The 16,236-nt window shown below is 62.0% G+C and carries 15 protein-coding genes; 9 read left to right on the forward strand and 6 right to left on the reverse strand.

The genetic code is table 11. From position 1 onward, the window contains the following. Positions 1–687 precede the first annotated feature (687 nt). The 5 genes from AWB81_RS01460 (at position 688) to rpoD (ending at position 7,889) form a co-directional block, all read left to right on the forward strand. Positions 688–1,866 (forward strand): ParA family protein, encoded by a 1,179-nt coding sequence (locus AWB81_RS01460; RefSeq protein WP_062632123.1) that lies wholly within the window; start codon positions 688–690, stop codon positions 1,864–1,866. Then, the gene (locus AWB81_RS01465; protein ID WP_087134734.1) at positions 1,867–2,838 is read left to right on the forward strand and encodes a ParB/RepB/Spo0J family partition protein; all 972 of its coding nucleotides are present in this window, start codon (positions 1,867–1,869) and stop codon (positions 2,836–2,838) included. A 320-nt stretch (positions 2,839–3,158) separates the two neighbouring features. Beyond that, positions 3,159–4,445 (forward strand): hypothetical protein, encoded by a 1,287-nt coding sequence (locus tag AWB81_RS01470; protein ID WP_062632124.1) that lies wholly within the window; start codon positions 3,159–3,161, stop codon positions 4,443–4,445. A gap of 396 nt (positions 4,446–4,841) precedes the next feature. After that, positions 4,842–5,528 carry a glutathione S-transferase family protein gene (locus AWB81_RS01475; RefSeq protein WP_062632125.1) on the forward strand — a complete coding sequence of 229 codons (687 nt, stop codon included), beginning with the start codon at positions 4,842–4,844 and terminating at the stop codon, positions 5,526–5,528. A gap of 348 nt (positions 5,529–5,876) precedes the next feature. Next, on the forward strand, positions 5,877–7,889 hold the full coding sequence (gene rpoD / locus AWB81_RS01480) for an RNA polymerase sigma factor RpoD (RefSeq protein WP_062632126.1): 2,013 nt from the start codon (positions 5,877–5,879) through the stop codon (positions 7,887–7,889). Positions 7,890–8,030: 141 nt separating this feature from the next. On the opposite strand, the gene AWB81_RS01485 is transcribed toward rpoD, so the two are convergent. Continuing rightward, complete coding sequence (locus AWB81_RS01485) at positions 8,031–8,387, reverse strand: hypothetical protein (RefSeq protein WP_235025691.1); 357 nt, start codon at positions 8,385–8,387, stop codon at positions 8,031–8,033. Between the two features lie 516 nt (positions 8,388–8,903). Here AWB81_RS01485 and AWB81_RS01490 point away from each other — a divergent pair. Further along, a complete protein-coding gene (locus AWB81_RS01490; protein WP_062632127.1) occupies positions 8,904–9,644 on the forward strand; it encodes a hypothetical protein in 741 nt (246 codons plus the stop codon). A gap of 45 nt (positions 9,645–9,689) precedes the next feature. Here the strand turns inward: AWB81_RS01490 and AWB81_RS01495 are convergent, their stop codons facing one another. Together AWB81_RS01495 and AWB81_RS01500 are read right to left on the reverse strand one after the other, a co-directional pair. Next, a complete protein-coding gene (locus AWB81_RS01495) occupies positions 9,690–10,259 on the reverse strand; it encodes a methyl-accepting chemotaxis protein (protein WP_062632128.1) in 570 nt (189 codons plus the stop codon). Between the two features lie 123 nt (positions 10,260–10,382). Beyond that, the gene (locus tag AWB81_RS01500) at positions 10,383–11,087 is read right to left on the reverse strand and encodes a glutathione binding-like protein (RefSeq protein WP_062632129.1); all 705 of its coding nucleotides are present in this window, start codon (positions 11,085–11,087) and stop codon (positions 10,383–10,385) included. Between the two features lie 212 nt (positions 11,088–11,299). Between AWB81_RS01500 and phnC the strand changes: the two genes are divergently transcribed. From phnC to phnE, 3 genes are all read left to right on the forward strand, one after another. Continuing rightward, positions 11,300–12,202 carry a phosphonate ABC transporter ATP-binding protein gene (gene phnC / locus AWB81_RS01505; RefSeq protein ID WP_062632130.1) on the forward strand — a complete coding sequence of 301 codons (903 nt, stop codon included), beginning with the start codon at positions 11,300–11,302 and terminating at the stop codon, positions 12,200–12,202. Positions 12,203–12,236: 34 nt separating this feature from the next. Next, a complete protein-coding gene (gene phnD / locus AWB81_RS01510; RefSeq protein ID WP_062632131.1) occupies positions 12,237–13,208 on the forward strand; it encodes a phosphonate ABC transporter substrate-binding protein in 972 nt (323 codons plus the stop codon). A 71-nt stretch (positions 13,209–13,279) separates the two neighbouring features. Continuing rightward, entirely contained in the window at positions 13,280–14,014 is a 735-nt protein-coding gene (phnE, locus tag AWB81_RS01515) for a phosphonate ABC transporter, permease protein PhnE (RefSeq protein ID WP_374730465.1), read from the forward strand. Positions 14,015–14,032: 18 nt separating this feature from the next. On the opposite strand, the gene phnN is transcribed toward phnE, so the two are convergent. From phnN to phnF, 3 genes are read right to left on the reverse strand one after another with little or no spacing between them, the layout of a single operon-like run. Further along, positions 14,033–14,587 (reverse strand): phosphonate metabolism protein/1,5-bisphosphokinase (PRPP-forming) PhnN, encoded by a 555-nt coding sequence (gene phnN, locus AWB81_RS01520; RefSeq protein WP_062632133.1) that lies wholly within the window; start codon positions 14,585–14,587, stop codon positions 14,033–14,035. Further along, positions 14,584–15,330, reverse strand: a complete 747-nt coding sequence (locus tag AWB81_RS01525) for a DUF1045 domain-containing protein (RefSeq protein ID WP_062632134.1) — start codon at positions 15,328–15,330, stop codon at positions 14,584–14,586. The genes phnN and AWB81_RS01525 overlap by 4 nt, the downstream gene beginning before the upstream one ends. Next, positions 15,327–16,085 (reverse strand): phosphonate metabolism transcriptional regulator PhnF, encoded by a 759-nt coding sequence (gene phnF / locus AWB81_RS01530; RefSeq protein WP_062632135.1) that lies wholly within the window; start codon positions 16,083–16,085, stop codon positions 15,327–15,329. The genes AWB81_RS01525 and phnF overlap by 4 nt, the downstream gene beginning before the upstream one ends. Positions 16,086–16,236 lie beyond the last annotated feature (151 nt).

The following is a 16,236-nucleotide window of genomic DNA, read 5'->3' on the forward strand; positions in this document are numbered from 1 at the left end:
GGTTGGGCGAGATGCTTTCGAATAGATTAGCAACCGAAGCGACGGCGGTCGAGACGCTTGGCGTTCTTTTAATGCGAACGCGTTTCGGCAGGTGATGTAACGAAAATCACAAATACCGTGTCGATTGAGACGATCTGGGATGATGTTCCGAGAATTGGCAAATTTGCGTCTAGACCGAAGCTTCAAATCGAGCTGGTCGACGTACGTTCGTGAAACATGCTTAGGAAGTTCACGTAACAGTTTGATTTTTAACGACTCTATAGAATAACCGAAAAATGCCTGTTGTTTCACGGGCGTCGCGAAGACTCTTGGCGCCGCGTGCGTCTGTCGTTTTCTCCAGCGTAGGAGGGATTTGCGAGCGTCGCGGCAAGATACCTGACCTCAGGTGCCGACGAGGTATCCGGACACGTGACGACTACTCCACCTGAGTTGTCCATGACGGCACGAATCGCAGTCGACGACCGAATCTAGCGCTCACGCGTCCCCGCAATCCCACGGCAAACCTCGCGTTTACCGGACGCGAACCGCAAAACGCCGCCGAAGCCGCTCAATTGGCCCGCGCCGCCACAACACTTCAGAGTTTACTTGAGGTTTACCAGTTCGACGTTTATTCTTCGGTTTGCAGCATCTTCCACACAAACCGAAGAATTTTTTGCTTACCCAGGCCCGCCAGTGACTGCGAATTCCATGTTAAGCGCTCGGCTTCCCGAAGTCGACCAATCCGTTTCGATAGAAACGCTCTTGGGAGTGGCTGCCCAAGCCACTGATATCCTTAACCAGATTCGCGATGCGATGCTGGAGCCGTATCCGCGAAAGAGTGCGCCCACTTACACCAGTTCGCAGGTCGCATCGCTTTGCGGCCTGGACAAGCAACGCTTTCAGTATCTCACCACCAAGGGCGAACTGCCGCCGGGAACGTCGAAGGGCGCCGGACGCAGCAAGGAATTCACGCTGGCGGAAACGCTGACGTGGGTTCACGCGACGTCCGAACGGTCGAGACGACCCGAGGGTAAACGCGGACGTATCGTGACGGTCGCCAACTTCAAGGGCGGCGTGGCGAAGACGACGACTGCGGTGTCGGCCGCACAGGCTCTAACGCTACTTGGCCGCCGGGTGCTCGTGATCGACTGCGATCCGCAGGGCACGACTACGCAGTTGTGCGGCTGGGCTCCGGACGCCGAGATTTCCGATGACCAGACGCTGCTTCCGCTCATCTATGGCGATCAGACTACATTGCATTACGCGGTGCAGGAGACGTACTGGCACAACCTCGATCTGATTCCGGCGTCCTCGTCCTTGTTCGACGCGGAGTTCGAGATCCCTGCGAAGGTTCTCAACGACAGCACCTTCGAGTTCTGGGAAATCGTGCGCAAGGGATTGATGCCGCTTGCGGCGGAGTACGACGTCATCGTCATCGATACGCCGCCTGCGCTCAGCTACCTCACCATCAACGCGCTGCTCGCCTCCGACGCGATCCTGCTCCCCTGCCCGCCCGAGGCACTCGACTTCGCCAGCTCCACGCAGTTCTGGCACCTGTTCGCCGACATCGCCAAGAAACTCCCCGGCGTGCTGGAGCAAAAGCGCTTCGACTTCGTCAACGTCATCATGACGAAGGCTAAGTCGGACGATGTCTCGCGCGTCGTTCGCGGGTGGCTGCAGAAGGCGTACGGGGATCGCGTGCTGCCTTTCGAGATCCCTGAGTCGACGGTTCCGAAGGGCGCGTCAGCACAACTTTCCACGGTGTACGACCTTTCGAAGCCGGATGGAAGCACGGCGGCGTACAACCGCTTCAAGGAGCCGCTGGATCGACTGGCGGAGCACCTGGACGCTCAGTTCGTCCGCTCGTGGAATCAATCGGAGGATTAAATGGGCATCGGGGACAGACTACTCGCCAAGACGGCGAACATCGGATCGAGGCCTTCGGAATCCGCTCCGCAGAAGACCAACGACTCGGAGCCCCGGACTTCGCCGGGTCGGTTGATGGATGCGCAGAACCGAATCAATTCCGCCCATGCACGGATCAAGGAACTCGAAACACAGCTCGCGGAAAAAGCTGCGCTCGAAGTCAGCCTCGACTCATTGGTCGAGGTGAACGGACGCCGTCGCAAGCTGACGCAGGAACAGTTTCAGGAACTCAAGAACAACTTGGCGCAGCACTCGCTCGCGACGCCCATCCTCGTACGCACCCTGCCTGACGACCGATTCGAGATCGTTGCCGGTCACAACCGCGTGGCGGCGTATCGCGAATTGGGTCGCAAAAGCATTCGGGCGAACATCGCGTCGATCGAAGAAGGCGAGATTGAGTTCGCGGCCTTCTTTTCGAATCTGCTTTCACCCTCGCTGACAGACTTCGAGAAGTACTGGAATTTCAAACGACTTCAGGAGATATCCGGGTTGTCGCGCGCCGAGATCTCGGAAAGCGCGGGCTTGAGCAAGAGTCACGTAACGCGGATTTTTTCGTTCGACGCACTCCCTGACGCCGCGAAGACCGCGCTTGCGGAAAAGCCAGAAAGACTGGGAAGCAACGCCGCACAGAAGCTCGCAGCTCTGGCGGAGTCCGGGAAAGCAGAGAAGGTCGTTGAAGCGATCCGCAGGCTGGTGGACGACGAGAGCTTCACACAGGATCGCGCGGTCGCGCTCGCAACGGAAAAACCTCGCGTGATCACGACAGCGCCAACCGTCATCAAGCGTGGGAAGCGGAAGGTTTGTGAAGTATCGGCTCGCAGCGGTGTCGTCGGCGTTCGATTTTTCGAAAAAGACGCGTCCGAAGCTGAATTGTGGGCCCAACGGATTACCGACTTCATCAATCAGTCTCTAGCGGACGCCGCAGACGACTGAGTGCCTAGTAGATTTTTGAATGAAATCAGTAAGTTAGCATCTCTTCATCGCGACGCAAAACTCGAACCTAGTAGAGTTCTCTTAAGAATCAACTAGTTACGAACAACACTTAACAAAGGTTAGCCATGTAGTCAAACCTGCTTCAGAAAGACAAAAGCCTTCGGCGCCAACCGAAGGCTTTTGAATATCGGGCTTAACTGTCGTTCGCCCGTTACGCTTCCCGACGCCAATCGGGTCACGAGTGCACACCTCGAAGTGTAGCGAATAGCGTTCGCCAGTCAAGCGTTTGACTTCCATTTTTCAGAAATGGGCGACTGGACATGCTTATCGCGCAACTTCCCGTTGCTGGCGAGGATGATGATCGTCTTCGCACACCCAAATCGAACAATTCAGGCCAGGATCAAGCGGCGCTCGACGAGTACGCCTGCGACCGATCAAACCTTCCTTGGGTCATTTTCCGCGCCGCTCACCGAGCGAATCACATCGCCGCACTGCCCGCGCGTTCGCGATCATTGCTCGCGGCCCTGGCGCGTACGGTCGACGCAAACCGTCCTTTCGCAGCCATCTTCGCTCGTCGCGAGCTCCTCACCGGCCGCGCGCTGCAATCCATGCGTACGTTCTACCGCAGCCTCGACGACCTCGAAGGCGAAGGGTTTATCACCCGTCCTCCTCAAAAACGGCACGGGGACGCCGGCCTGTTCGGCCGCGCGTACCTCCATCTCACAGAGAAGGCCGCAGCGCTGCTAGGGCTTGTCGACGAACCGGCTGCGCCCGCAGATCAGTCGACACCGACTTCGGCCGCTCAGGACCGCAGCGATTCGACGAGCCTTTCTTTGCGAACACCGTGTGTCACCGTGGCAGACGGCGCTATATATAAGGATCTATACCCCAATAATCAAAAGAGACAACCGGCGACGCTCCCGACCGACCTTCACCGCCTGCTGAGCCTGGGCTTTCATCAATTCTTGATTTTCAAGTTGATGCGCGAAGCGCGCCTGCAATCCAAACGCCTGTCCGATGTGGTCGAAGTCACCTGGGACCATCTGAAGCAAGCCAAACGTCCGATCAGTTATCTCCGCGCCCTGCTGCGCTCCCCGGTCGACTTTACACATCAGATTCGCGCGAAGGTTTTTGCTCGTGCCGAAATCGAAAGAACGCAGGTGAAAGCCTTGCAAACGAAAGACACGGTTCAGCGTCATGCTGGCGCGACGTTCTTCGATAGCGCGAACGAACGGCGCTTCGTACTTTCCGCGGATGGGCTCGAGATAACCGTCCATCACTGTCGCGAATCGAAGCCACGCGTACGGATCGGCAACTGGGCGGAAGAATTCGCCGCCGCTCTTGGAGGTGGCATGCTCGAACCCGCGACACCGCAACGCGAATTTATCTTTACATCCAAGCTTGCGTCGGTTGTTCCTGCGTCGACGACGGAACGCCAGTCAGCCACGCGAGACAAGCCCGCGCCGGCTCGTGCGACAGTGATCGCCCAAAGTTTGAACGATATGAAGCGTCTGCTGCGGCAGGCAGGTGTCGGCGAGTCCACATTCGTACGTCGAAACACACGCAATGGCTCTCACACCGTGGCAGCCACGTCGAAGGGGAAGTAAAGTGTCCTTCTTTCTCTTGCACGGCAAAACCCTACAAAACGGGACTCTGGCGAAGCCGGAACTCGCGTCCAGGACGAAGTGGGTCAGTCATGGTGTGGAGAACAGAAAACCCGCGATGGTCTCGATTGCACTCTCAGCGTAAGCAACTGAAGTTCTACGGCCAACCACTACTAAGTTATCCGAAATAAAAGAGCCAAGAAGCGCGCGTCTTCGAGCGATCGCACACAGCACGGACTTGCGATCGAGGTTTTCCTACTCCGTTCGTTAATCAACCTAAAGGCAACAATGCATCTTCCCGGACGACTCACCTGATCGCCTCCCGGCCCTGTCTATGAAACCGTGCCATCATTGCCAGCAAAGGCGTCCAACGCGCATGACCAACCTGACAGTTCACCTATGATCCAGTTCTACTATCACCCGTCGCCGAACCCGGCGAAAGTCGCGCTGATGCTCGAAGAAACCGGCTTGCCTTATGAACTCGTGCCCGTCGACACCCGCAAGGGCGAGCAGCATGCTGCCGCCTTCACGGCGATCAACCCGAACGCGAAGACCCCGGCATTGGTCGATGGTGAAGCGATGGTTTTCGACAGCAACGCGATCCTGCTCTATCTTGCCGAGAAAACCGGTCGCTTCCTCCCAGCCAACGCGCCGGAGCAACGCGCGCAGATGTATTCCTGGCTGATGTTCGTCGCCACTGGCGTCGGTCCATATTCGGGGCAAGCTGTTCACTTCAAGCACTTCGCGCCCGCGCCCAAGGAATACGCGGTCAATCGATACGATTTCGAAGCCTGGCGTCACTGGAACATACTCGATGCAAGACTCGCTCAGCAGCCTTATATGCTGGGTGACGACTACACCATCGTGGATATGGCGGTGTGGGGTTGGGCCCGCGTGGTGCCGTTCGTGCTCGGGGCCGAGGCTTGGGACAAATTGCCGCACGTAAGACGTCTCTTCGACGAAATCAACCTCCGTCCGGCGGCGGCTCGTGCCGAAGCGCTTCGGACGGCGCATCAATTCAAGACCGAAATGGACGACGCAGCACGCCGTGTTCTGTTTCCGCAGAATGCGCGTCTTGAATCGTGAAGCAATCAAATAGCTTAAGGGTCCGATCAGTTCAGCGAGTCAATCCATCGCGTTCCTTAATCCCGATTAACTTTTCCCTTGCTGCGACGCAACAACCGTTGCTATAATTAAAGGTTGCGCGTTTTTGCGCATGGTTTCAAACCGGCTCGCCCGATTCGCGGGCCGCGTTCTTTGCTCGTTGCGATCCTGGAAGTCGAGGGGCGCCTCGCGTCGTGAATTCGGCGCAAGGGGCGCGACGCCTGTAGCAAATGCCCGCGCAAGTGCGCGAGGCGGCTGCAAGAGGCGACGCCTGGCCCCCACACAGCCGATGGTCTCGTCATCGCCGAGCAAACCTGTCGAGGAGAAAGTATGGCAAGTTTTGATCGGGAAGATTCAGGGCTGGAAGTCGTCGCATCCGCGCGGAAAACACCGGCCCGGCGCGCTTCGAAAGGGAAGGCCGCCGCCGCCCTTCCGGTGCTGGACGCAGCGTCCACGGCACTGCAGGACGAAGAGCGGCAGCGTCAGATGCGTGCGCTCATTCAGTTGGGGAAAGATCGCGGCTACCTGACCCATGCGGAGATCAACGATCACTTGCCCGACAACTTCGCGCAGACGGCCGCGATCGAAACCATTGTCAGCACGTTCAATGACATGGGCGTGGCAGTCTACGAGCAGGCTCCGGACGCCGAAACGCTGCTTCTGAACGACGCCGCGCCGGCTGCCGTGTCGGACGATCAGGCCGACGAGGAAGCTGAAGTCGCGCTGTCGACCGTCGACTCCGAATTCGGCCGCACGACCGATCCCGTGCGCATGTACATGCGCGAGATGGGCGCAACCGAACTCTTGACGCGCGCGGGCGAAATCGCGATCGCGAAGCGCATCGAAGACGGCCTGCACGAAATGGTTCAGGCGATCGCCGCCTGCCCGTCGACCGTTGCGACCCTGCTTGCCAACGCGGCACAGGTCGAATCGGGCGAAATGCGCATCGACGAACTCGTCGACGGCCTGAACGAGCAGGGCGACGAAGAAGAACTGTCGGCATCGGATTCGACGCCGAGCGCCGATATCGACACCGACGCATCCGACAGCGACGACTCCGACAGTGACAGCGACGACAGCGACCTCGAAGGCGCCGATTCGGGCAAGGCGAACGAAGCGCGCCTGAAGCAACTGACGAGCGACAGCCTCGCGATCTTCGCGCGCGTGCGCGAACGCTTCGAGCAGATGCCTGGCGGAAACGCAACGCCGGAGAAGGGCGCCGCCGCGTTCGCACGTGTGCGCGAAGAGATTCAGCGCGAACTCGCGCCGATCCGCTTCACCGCGCGCACGATCGACCGCCTGTGTGCCGACGTGCAGCAGCAGGTTGCGCAGGTGCGCGCCGTCGAGCGCCGCATTCTCCAGATCGCCGTGGACCGCTGCGGCATGCCGCGCGAGAAATTCGTCGAGACGTTCCCGGGTCACGAAACCGATCTCGGCTGGACCACGAAGGCGGCGTCGGCGACGGGTTCGCGCGAATACGGCGCGTCGCTCGAGCGCAGTCTGCCCGCGATCCAGGCCGAACAGCAAAAGCTGATCGACATCGAGGCGAGCGTCTCGCTGCCGCTGCAGCAACTGAAAAAGATCAACCGCCAGATGACGGCCGCCGAAGCGAAGATGCGTCAGGCGAAGCGCGAGATGATCGAGGCGAACCTGCGCCTCGTGATCTCGATCGCGAAGAAGTACGTGAACCGCGGCATGCAGTTCCTCGACCTGATTCAGGAAGGCAACATCGGCCTGATGAAGGCTGTCGACAAGTTCGAATATCGGCGCGGCTGGAAGTTCTCGACCTACGCGACGTGGTGGGTTCGTCAGGCCGTCACGCGTTCGCTCGCCGATCAGGCGCGCACGATCCGCGTGCCGGTGCACATGATCGAGACGATCAACAAGCTCAACCGCATCTCGCGCGAAATCCTGCAGCAGACCGGCCAGGAAGCGCATCCGGCCGTGCTCGCCGAGCGCATGGAAATGCCGGAAGAGAAGATCCGCGGCATCCTGAAGATCGCGAAGCAGCCGGTTTCGCTCGAAACGCCGGTCGGCGAAGATGCGGACGCAACGCTCGGCGACATGATCGAAGATTCGAGCGCGGCATCGCCGGCGGATGCCGCCGTGCACGCGAACATGCGCGCCGCAATCGACGATGCGCTCAACGCGCTGTCGCCGCGCGAGGCGAAAGTGCTGCGCATGCGTTTCGGTATCGATACGGCTTCGGACTACACGCTCGAAGAACTCGGCAAGCAATTCGACGTGACGCGCGAGCGTATCCGCCAGATCGAAAGCAAGGCGATGCGCAAGCTCATGCATCCGAGCCGCGCGGACAAGCTGCGTCCTTTCCTCGATCGTTGAGCAATCCTGGCGCGCTGGACCCGGCGCCAGTGTCAGCAGTCTCCCGCTCGTGAGCCGACCCGGCGCTCACGAGCGTTCATCCCCGATTTAAACCCCGCATTCCTCGCGCGCCGCAAAGCGCGCGGCGGATTGGCACGCCCGTCATTCCAGCATTTTGCGGTCGACGTTGCTCGACACGGTCGGCGTCGAGCACGACTCGAGCGCTGTGATCGCCTTTTTCGCAAGCGCCAGGGTTTCGTCGCAAGCGGGACGATCGCTGAATATCGCGCATCCGCCGCCGGCGTTCACCTTCGACAACGCTCGCCGCACGCGGTCGAGCGCAGCGTTCGCTGAACCCGCGTCGGCGATGAGTGCCGCTATATTGAACGCGCTTCCGGAAGCCGTCTCCACCCAGTTCGGGCACGCGGCTTCAGCCTGCGCCAGCGCCGAGAACAAGAGCGCAAAGAGGCCGGCGACCCAGAACCAGTGACGCCGCGGTCCAGCGGAAAAGGGTTTCATGATGATCCCCGCTACAAGAGTGCAGCCGCGCTTGCCGATGAAGGTCGCGAGCAGGCGCCCCGCGTGACCGCGCGCGACGTGACTGCATACATATACGGCCCGCGATCATCAGTGGATGTTGTCCACAGTTTCTGTTGGCAAACTTGTGGATATCCTGCCTGAGATTTCGACAAGGCACTGATACGAAAGAAGATTCGCCGCACGAACGATCGGTTGGCAGCAACGCGGATAGGCGTGTCGGAACGAAGCGATCCGAGGAAAGCTGTCACGGACAGCTTCCATGCAAACCACGGTAGCGATTCAAAAAACGCGAAGCAAGCGCGTCTCGCTGCGCTGCAACGGGAGCGAACGCCCCATCGGTAGCCATGCCTTGTCGGGGATGCCATCGCGTGGACAAAGTGGCATAACTCCGGCTGGGCGCGGCAAAAACCGATCGACAGAAGCTGTGTCCGACCAATCCACTCTTCCGACGAATTCGGCAACCGAGACCGAAGCCGTCCCCAACAGGAGGGCAACATGGCGAACATCAAGATTTCAGTCATCAACGCGAGCACGGTCCTGACCGATGCCGAGGTCAAGGCCGCAATTCCGGCCTTGCAAAAGCAGGTGCACGAGCATTTCGCGCCGGCCTGGGGTGTCGACGCCGATCTGACCTTCGTGCGCAAGAAGGGCAAACCGGCTGCGCGCAGCTGGTGGCTCAGCATTCTCGACAACTCCGATCAGGCGGGCGCGCTCGGTTATCACGATGTGACGAACGAAGGCCTTCCGCTCGGGAAGGTCTTCGCAAAGACCGATCAGCAATTCGGCAACAAGTGGACCGTCACGGCGAGCCACGAACTGCTGGAAATGCTCGCGGACCCCGAAATCAACCTGACGGTATTCGTGCAGCCGAGTGCGACGCAAGGCGTGCTCTACGCGTACGAAGTCTGCGACGCCTGCGAAGCCGACAATCTCGGCTACGACATCGACGGCGTTACCGTGTCGGACTTCGTGTTTCCGTCGTGGTTCGAGCCGTCGCGGCCGGCCGGCACGCGTTTCGACTATGGCAAGCATCTGAAGAAGCCGGTGCCCGCGCTCGCGCCGGGCGGCTACATCGGCGCGTTCGACGTGACGTCGGGCGGCGGCTGGAATCAGATCAACGCGCAGAAAGTGCCGGCGACCTATCAGATGCGCGCGAAAGTCGGCACGCGGCGCGAGCGTCGCAGGACGCCGCGTGATCAGTGGCTCAAGAGCCGCGCGGCATTCAAGGGAGCGTGAGGCGCTGCCGACGCGCGCACCCGAGCCGCGTCGGCACGCTGACATTCACACGGCGAAAGCCTGCACCGCCGTTCTGAGCTGGCGCGCTTCGGCATCGAGCGCGCCGGCCGCCGACGCCGCGTTCTGCACGAGTGTCACGTTCTGCTGCATGACGCGATCCATCTGCGAGACGGCGCCGTTCACCTGATCGATGCCGTCGCTTTGCTCGCGCGACGCCGTCGCTATGGCGTCGATCAGCGACGAAACACCGTTCACCGAGCCCAGCAATTCTGCGAGCGTCGCGCCCGCCTGCCGCACGGCAGCGCCGCTCGAATCGACTTGCGTGGTCACTTCGCTCGTAAGCGTGGAAATCTGCCGTGCCGCATCCGACGAACGATGCGCGAGCGCCCGCACTTCCTGTGCGACCACCGCAAAGCCTCGCCCGAGCGATCCGGCGCGCGCCGCTTCGACCGACGAGATGGTTTGCAGCGCCTTCGCGCTTCCTTCGAAAACCTGGCGCAGCGTCGCATTGCCCTGCGCGACGCCGAAGAGCCCGGCGGCGCCTACGACGATCGTCACGGCCGCGACAGCGCCCGTGACGATCCATAGACGCGTCCTGACAGTGAGCTTTGTCATTCCCGTTGAGATCTGGTCTGTAGATGATTTTTGTGGCCGCTGCGCGAGCAGGGGAGAGCGCACTCTACAGAAAGAAAGCGACCATTCGATGACAACGGGATTCAACGCATCGACGGGACGCGCTCAGTTGCGCTTCGGAATGTCGAGCGCCCGCACGACGGCCGGCCGCGCGAGAAACGCGTCGAGCACCCGCGTGACATTCGGAAACTCGGCCATGCCGACCAGGTCGCGCGCCTCATAGAAGCCGCCGAGATTGCGCACCCACGGAAAGACGGCCATGTCCGCGATGGTGTATTCGTCGCCCATGATCCATTCGCGGCCCACGAGACGCTGTTCGAGCACGTTGAGCAGCCGCTTCGATTCCGCGACGTAGCGATCGCGCGGGCGCTTGTCCTCGTATTCCTTGCCCGCAAACTTGTGGAAGAAGCCGACCTGGCCGAACATCGGGCCGATGCCGCCCATCTGGAACATCAGCCACTGGATCGTCTCGTAGCGGCGCGCGACATCCTGCGGCATGAACTGGCCGGTCTTGTCGGCGAGATAGATCAGGATCGCGCCCGACTCGAAGAGCGCGAGCGGCTTGCCGCCGGGACCATCGGGATCGAGGATCGCCGGAATCTTGTTGTTCGGGCTCACCGACAGGAACTCGGGCGTCATCTGGTCGCTGGCATCGAAGCGCACCAGATGCGGCTCGTAAGGCAGGCCGGTTTCTTCGAGCATCGCCGATACCTTGACGCCGTTCGGCGTCGGCAGCGAATAGAGCTGGAGCAGTTCGGGGTGCAGGGCGGGCCACTTCTTCGTGACGAGAAAGTCGGAAAGATCGTTCATCGGGTCCTCGGGCTATGAATGGTGTGCGGCACGTCGTGCGTGCCGGGCAGGTCGTCCAATATAAACACTCCCGCAGCGCTTGTCTTTTCGCGCCCCAGCCGCGTTCGACACATGTATTCATCTAGACGTCTCGCCAGCGTCACCTGCACGTCATCTTGCATTCCTAGAATCTCCCGAACGTTTCAACGCGCTTAGACCATTTCGAGGAAATCATGGATGCAATTCGCATCGAGCGTCTTTCGAAGACGTTCGGCAATGGCCGCAAGGCACTCGACTCCATCGACCTGAAGGTGGGCACGGGAGAAATGGTCGCGCTGATCGGCGCGTCGGGCTCGGGTAAGTCGACGCTGCTGCGCCATATCGCAGGCTTCACCGCGCCGGATCTTGAGCCGTCGCACATTACGCTGCTCGGGCGGCCGATCCAGCAGAACGGCAGGATCGTGCGCGAAGTGCGGCGGATCCGGCGCGATGTCGCGTTCGTGTTCCAGCAGTTCAATCTCGTCGGGCGACTCAGTGTGCGCACCAACGTGCTGATCGGCGCGTTGTCGCGCGTGTCGCTGTGGCGGCGTCTCGTCGGGCGCTTTCCAACTGTCGAACGCGAACTGGCGATGCAGTCGCTCGTGGCGATGGGGATCGGCGAACACGCGAACGAGCGCGCGAGCACGCTCTCCGGCGGCCAACAGCAACGCGCCGCACTCGCGCGGGCGCTGGTGCAGCGCGCGCGCATCGTGCTTGCCGACGAGCCGATCGCCTCGCTCGATCCCGAGTCGTCGCGTCGCGTGATGGACCTGCTGCGCTCGCTCAACGAGGACCACGGGCTGACGGCCGTCGTATCGCTGCATCAGATCGACGTGGCGATGAAGTATTGCGCGCGCACGGTTGCGTTGCGCGACGGCCGTGTTGTCTTCGATGGCCCGACCGACCACCTGACGCCCGCCGTCTTGCGCGATCTGTACGGCGCGGCAGCGGACGAACTGCTGACCGATGCCGAAGCCGCCGAGCGCGATGCCGCCTGGGAAAACGCGCGCCGCGCGGAGCGCGTTCAGGCCCGCAGCAATGAAGCGTCCGCACATTCCGCAGCATTCGCTTCGGCGGCCTCCGCCGCCGGTTCCTGATTCGAACCTCTGCCTTCTCACAGGACCTCATCACATGAAAACGTTCCGCCATTTCCTCGCCGGCACGGCGCTTGCCGCTTCGTTCATCACGCATGCCGCCTACGCGGAGACGCTCAACTTCGGCATCATCTCCACGGATTCCTCATCGGCGCTCAAGCAGCGCTGGCAACCGCTCATCGACGATCTCAACAAGCAGACCGGACTCGACGTCAAGGCGTTCTTCGCGACCGATTACGCGGGCATCATCGAAGCGATGCGCTTTAACAAGGTGCAGATCGGCTTCTTCGGCAATGCGTCGGCGATCGAAGCCGTCGATCGTTCGAATGGCGAGGTGTTCGCGAAGGTGAAGTACAAGAGCGGCGAGGCGGGCTACTACTCGCTCCTGATCACGAACGTGAACAGCAAATGGAAGAGCGTCGATCAGGTGCTGAAGAACAGCCGAGAGATCAATCTCGGATTCGGCGATCCGAACTCGACGTCCGGCACGCTCGTCCCGTCGTACTACCTGCTCGCGAAGAACGGGCTTTCCGCGAAGACTTCGTTCAAGAGCGTGCTGCCGTCGAGCCATGAAGCGAACCTGCTAGCGGTCGTCAACGACAAGATCGATGTCGCGACCAACAACACCGACATGCTCGATACGCTGAAGGCGCAGCATCCGGACCGGTATAAGGAAGTGCGCGTGCTGTGGAAGTCGCCGCTGATTCCTTCGGACCCGCTCGTATGGCGCCGCGACTTGCCGCAGGCGACCAAGGACAAGCTGCGCAGCTTCTTCGATCACTACGCCGAAAAGGACCCGCGCGAGCAGGCGATCATGCATGCGATCTCGGGCTATTCGGGATTCGCCGACTCGTCGAATGCGCAGCTCGTGCCGATCCGTCAGATGGCGCTGTTCCAGAAGAAGGAACAAGTGCGGAGCGACGCGCACATGTCCGACGCCGACAAGAAGACGCAACTCGCGACGCTCGACCAGAAGCTTTCCGAACTCGACACCGTGGCGGCCAAGTGATGAACTCCGTCGATGCATCGCGGCTCGGAAGCACGTCCGCATCTGTCGCAAGCAAACGAAGCTGGGCGTCGATGCTCGGCTGGATCGCGCTCTTCGCGGTGCTCGGCCTGTCGTGGCAAAGCGCCGACATGCGCCCGCTCGATCTGCTGCGCGATCCCGGCAACATGGTGCGCTTCGGCCGCGACTTCTTTCCGCCCGACTTCGCCGAGTGGCGCACCTACCTGCACGAGATGATCGTGACGCTCGCGGTCGCCATCTGGGGGACGGCGCTCGCGCTCGTGTGCGCGGTACCGTGCGGATTGCTCTCGGCGCAGAACATCGCGCCCGTGTGGATCGCGCAGCCGGTGCGCCGCATGATGGATGCGTGCCGCGCGATCAACGAGATGGTGTTCGCGATGCTCTTCATCGTCGCGGTCGGACTCGGGCCGTTCGCCGGCGTGCTCGCGTTATGGGTGCACACGACGGGCGTGCTCGCGAAGCTCTTCGCCGAAGCGGTCGAAGCCATCGACGCGCGGCCCGCCGAAGGCGTGCGCGCGACCGGTGCGAGCGGTCTCGATGAGATCGTCTACGGCGTGTTGCCGCAAGTCATGCCGCTGTGGATTTCGTTCGCGCTGTATCGCTTCGAATCGAACGTGCGCTCGGCGATGGTGGTCGGCATGGTGGGCGCGGGCGGCATCGGCGTCGTGCTGTATGAGGCGATCCGCTCGTTCAACTACGCGCAGACCGCTGCGGTGATGCTGATGGTGATCGTCATCGTGTCGCTGATCGATCTCGGCTCCGCGTGGGTGCGCGAACGCGTCATCTGACGCGGCGGGCGGCGGCGGTCAATCCGCCGCGCCGATCGTCTCCAGCAGTCGACGGCCCGCGTCGGCGAGCAGGCCCGAGTTGTCGATCGTGATGAAATGCGCTTCGTCTGGCAGCACGAGGGAAGGGCGCCGCGCGAGCCGCGCCTCGATCTGGCGAGCGTCTTCGCGTCCGCGCCGTGCGAGCCGTGCGGCGAGTACCGAAGGACTCGCGTCGATCTGCACGAACTGAGCGCCCGGATAGCGCGCGAGCGCCGCGTGTGCATGCTGACGCGAGCCGTTCACGACCACCGGCATGCCGCGTTCCAGCCACATGTCGATTTCCACGCCGACGCCGTATCGCAGCCCGTGGCTTTCCCAATGCAACGCGAACAGCCCGCGCGCGAGGCGCGTGGCGAATTCGTCGTGCGTGAGCGCGATGTGATTCTCACCGTCCGACACCGGGCGCGTGATGTATCGATGCGAAAACATCACGCGTGCGCCGATGCGCTCGCGCGCGAAGCCGAGCAGCGAATCCTTGCCCGCGCCCGAAGGGCCCATTACGTAGATCAATCGCGCGCCTTTTGCCTTGCTCATGCCGGGTCCTGTGCAGTGTCGAAGGGGAGGCGCTGCCACAGCATGAAGGGCGCGCCCGGTTGCGGTTCCGCGAAGAGCGCCGCGCCGTGCAGCGGCAGCAGGCCGAGTGTTTCGACGCGCTCCGTCCAGTGCGATGCGATGGCTTGTCGCGCGCTGGCGTCGTCGAGCGAATCGGAGAGCGTCATGTGGAAGCGGTATTCGTCGAGCACGTACGGGTAGCCCCATTCGCGCAGCATGGCGATCTGCTGATCGCTCATGCCTTCGACGATGCGGCGTTCGCGCTCGGCCTCGGACGGCATCGCGCGCACGGAGCCGAGCGCGTGAAGCGCGCTGGCGGCGATGTCGCGCACCGCCTGGTCGTCCTGCGTGGCCGAAGGACGCAGCGCGACGAAGCGGCCCATTTCGGCGACCGCGACGGGCATCGAAAAAGGCTTGATGCGGCTCGCCCATTCGCGCGCGGCCACGAGCACGTCGAGCGGCGTCGCGCCTTCGGCGCAGCGGAACGGCGCGACGAGCGTCGCATGCCAGCCATAGCGTCGCGGGGCGCGGGTCAGGCCGCGCACACCGAGGCCGAGCGCGGCGAGTTCGCGCGGTGCAGGCCGATGATAAACGCGCGCGCTCTCCGGATCGCGCCCGAGCCACTCGCAGCCCGCGCGCCACCACGAAGAGTCGGCAGGCGGAGCGTAGTAGAGCGCGATGCGCGCGTTCGGGCCGACGACGGCGTGCCTGGCGACCTCGCTCATGCGTCGTGCTCGACCATCAGTTGCACGCGGTCGGCGGCGAAATGCGTGATGCCGTACTTGATCGGCACGCCTGTTTCGTCGACGTCGACGTTCTCGACCCACATGACCGGCTGCTGGCGATTGATCTGCAGACGCCGCGCGACATCCGACGAAGGCAGCACGCTGCCGATGCGGCTCCACTTGCGCGTGTAGTCGACGACGCCGTATTCCGCCAGCGCCGCCGTGATGCCGCCCGCCGATTCGATCGTCGCGGGCAGGTCGGCGAAGCGTGCGGCCGGGTACCAGTTGCGCGCATAGGTGATCGGCACGCCGTCGGAATCGTGGCGTGACTCGATCTGGTAGACGAGCGCGCCTGCGCGGATGTTGAGCGCCTTGGCGACCGTCGGGTCGGCCTTGGTTTTCTCGGCGGATAGCACGACGCCTGCGCTCGTGTGATGCTGCTGCTGCAGGTTCTCCGTGAAGCGCGTGCGCTTGCCGATCCGGTAATCGATCGCACCGGGCTGCACGAACGTGCCGCGTCCCTGCTCGACGCTGACGAGGCCGGTCGCCGCGAGCCGCAGCATCGCGCGGCGCACGGTGTGACGGTTGACGTCGAAGCGCCGCGCGAGTTCCGCCTCGCTCGGCAAGCGGCCTTCGTCCCCGAAGCCGTGCGCCGCGATTTCCGCCGAGAGTATCTGCTCGATCTGCCGCCAGACGGCGACGCCCGCGCCGCGCTCGACCGCTGTCCCTGGCGCTGCGTTTTCGTTGGATGTCATGTGGGTGTCATTCCTCTCGGTTTGAATAACGTCTTGCACATTGTAGTGCGCCACCCGTGATGAAAATATGAAATTGGCGCATGTCTAGCGATGGAAATATCCGCATGTGGAAACGTCTAGACGACCAGATGAAACAACAGGTATGGTAAAC

It is taken from the genome of Caballeronia arationis, from assembly GCF_001544975.2.
GTDB lineage: Bacteria > Pseudomonadota > Gammaproteobacteria > Burkholderiales > Burkholderiaceae > Caballeronia > Caballeronia arationis.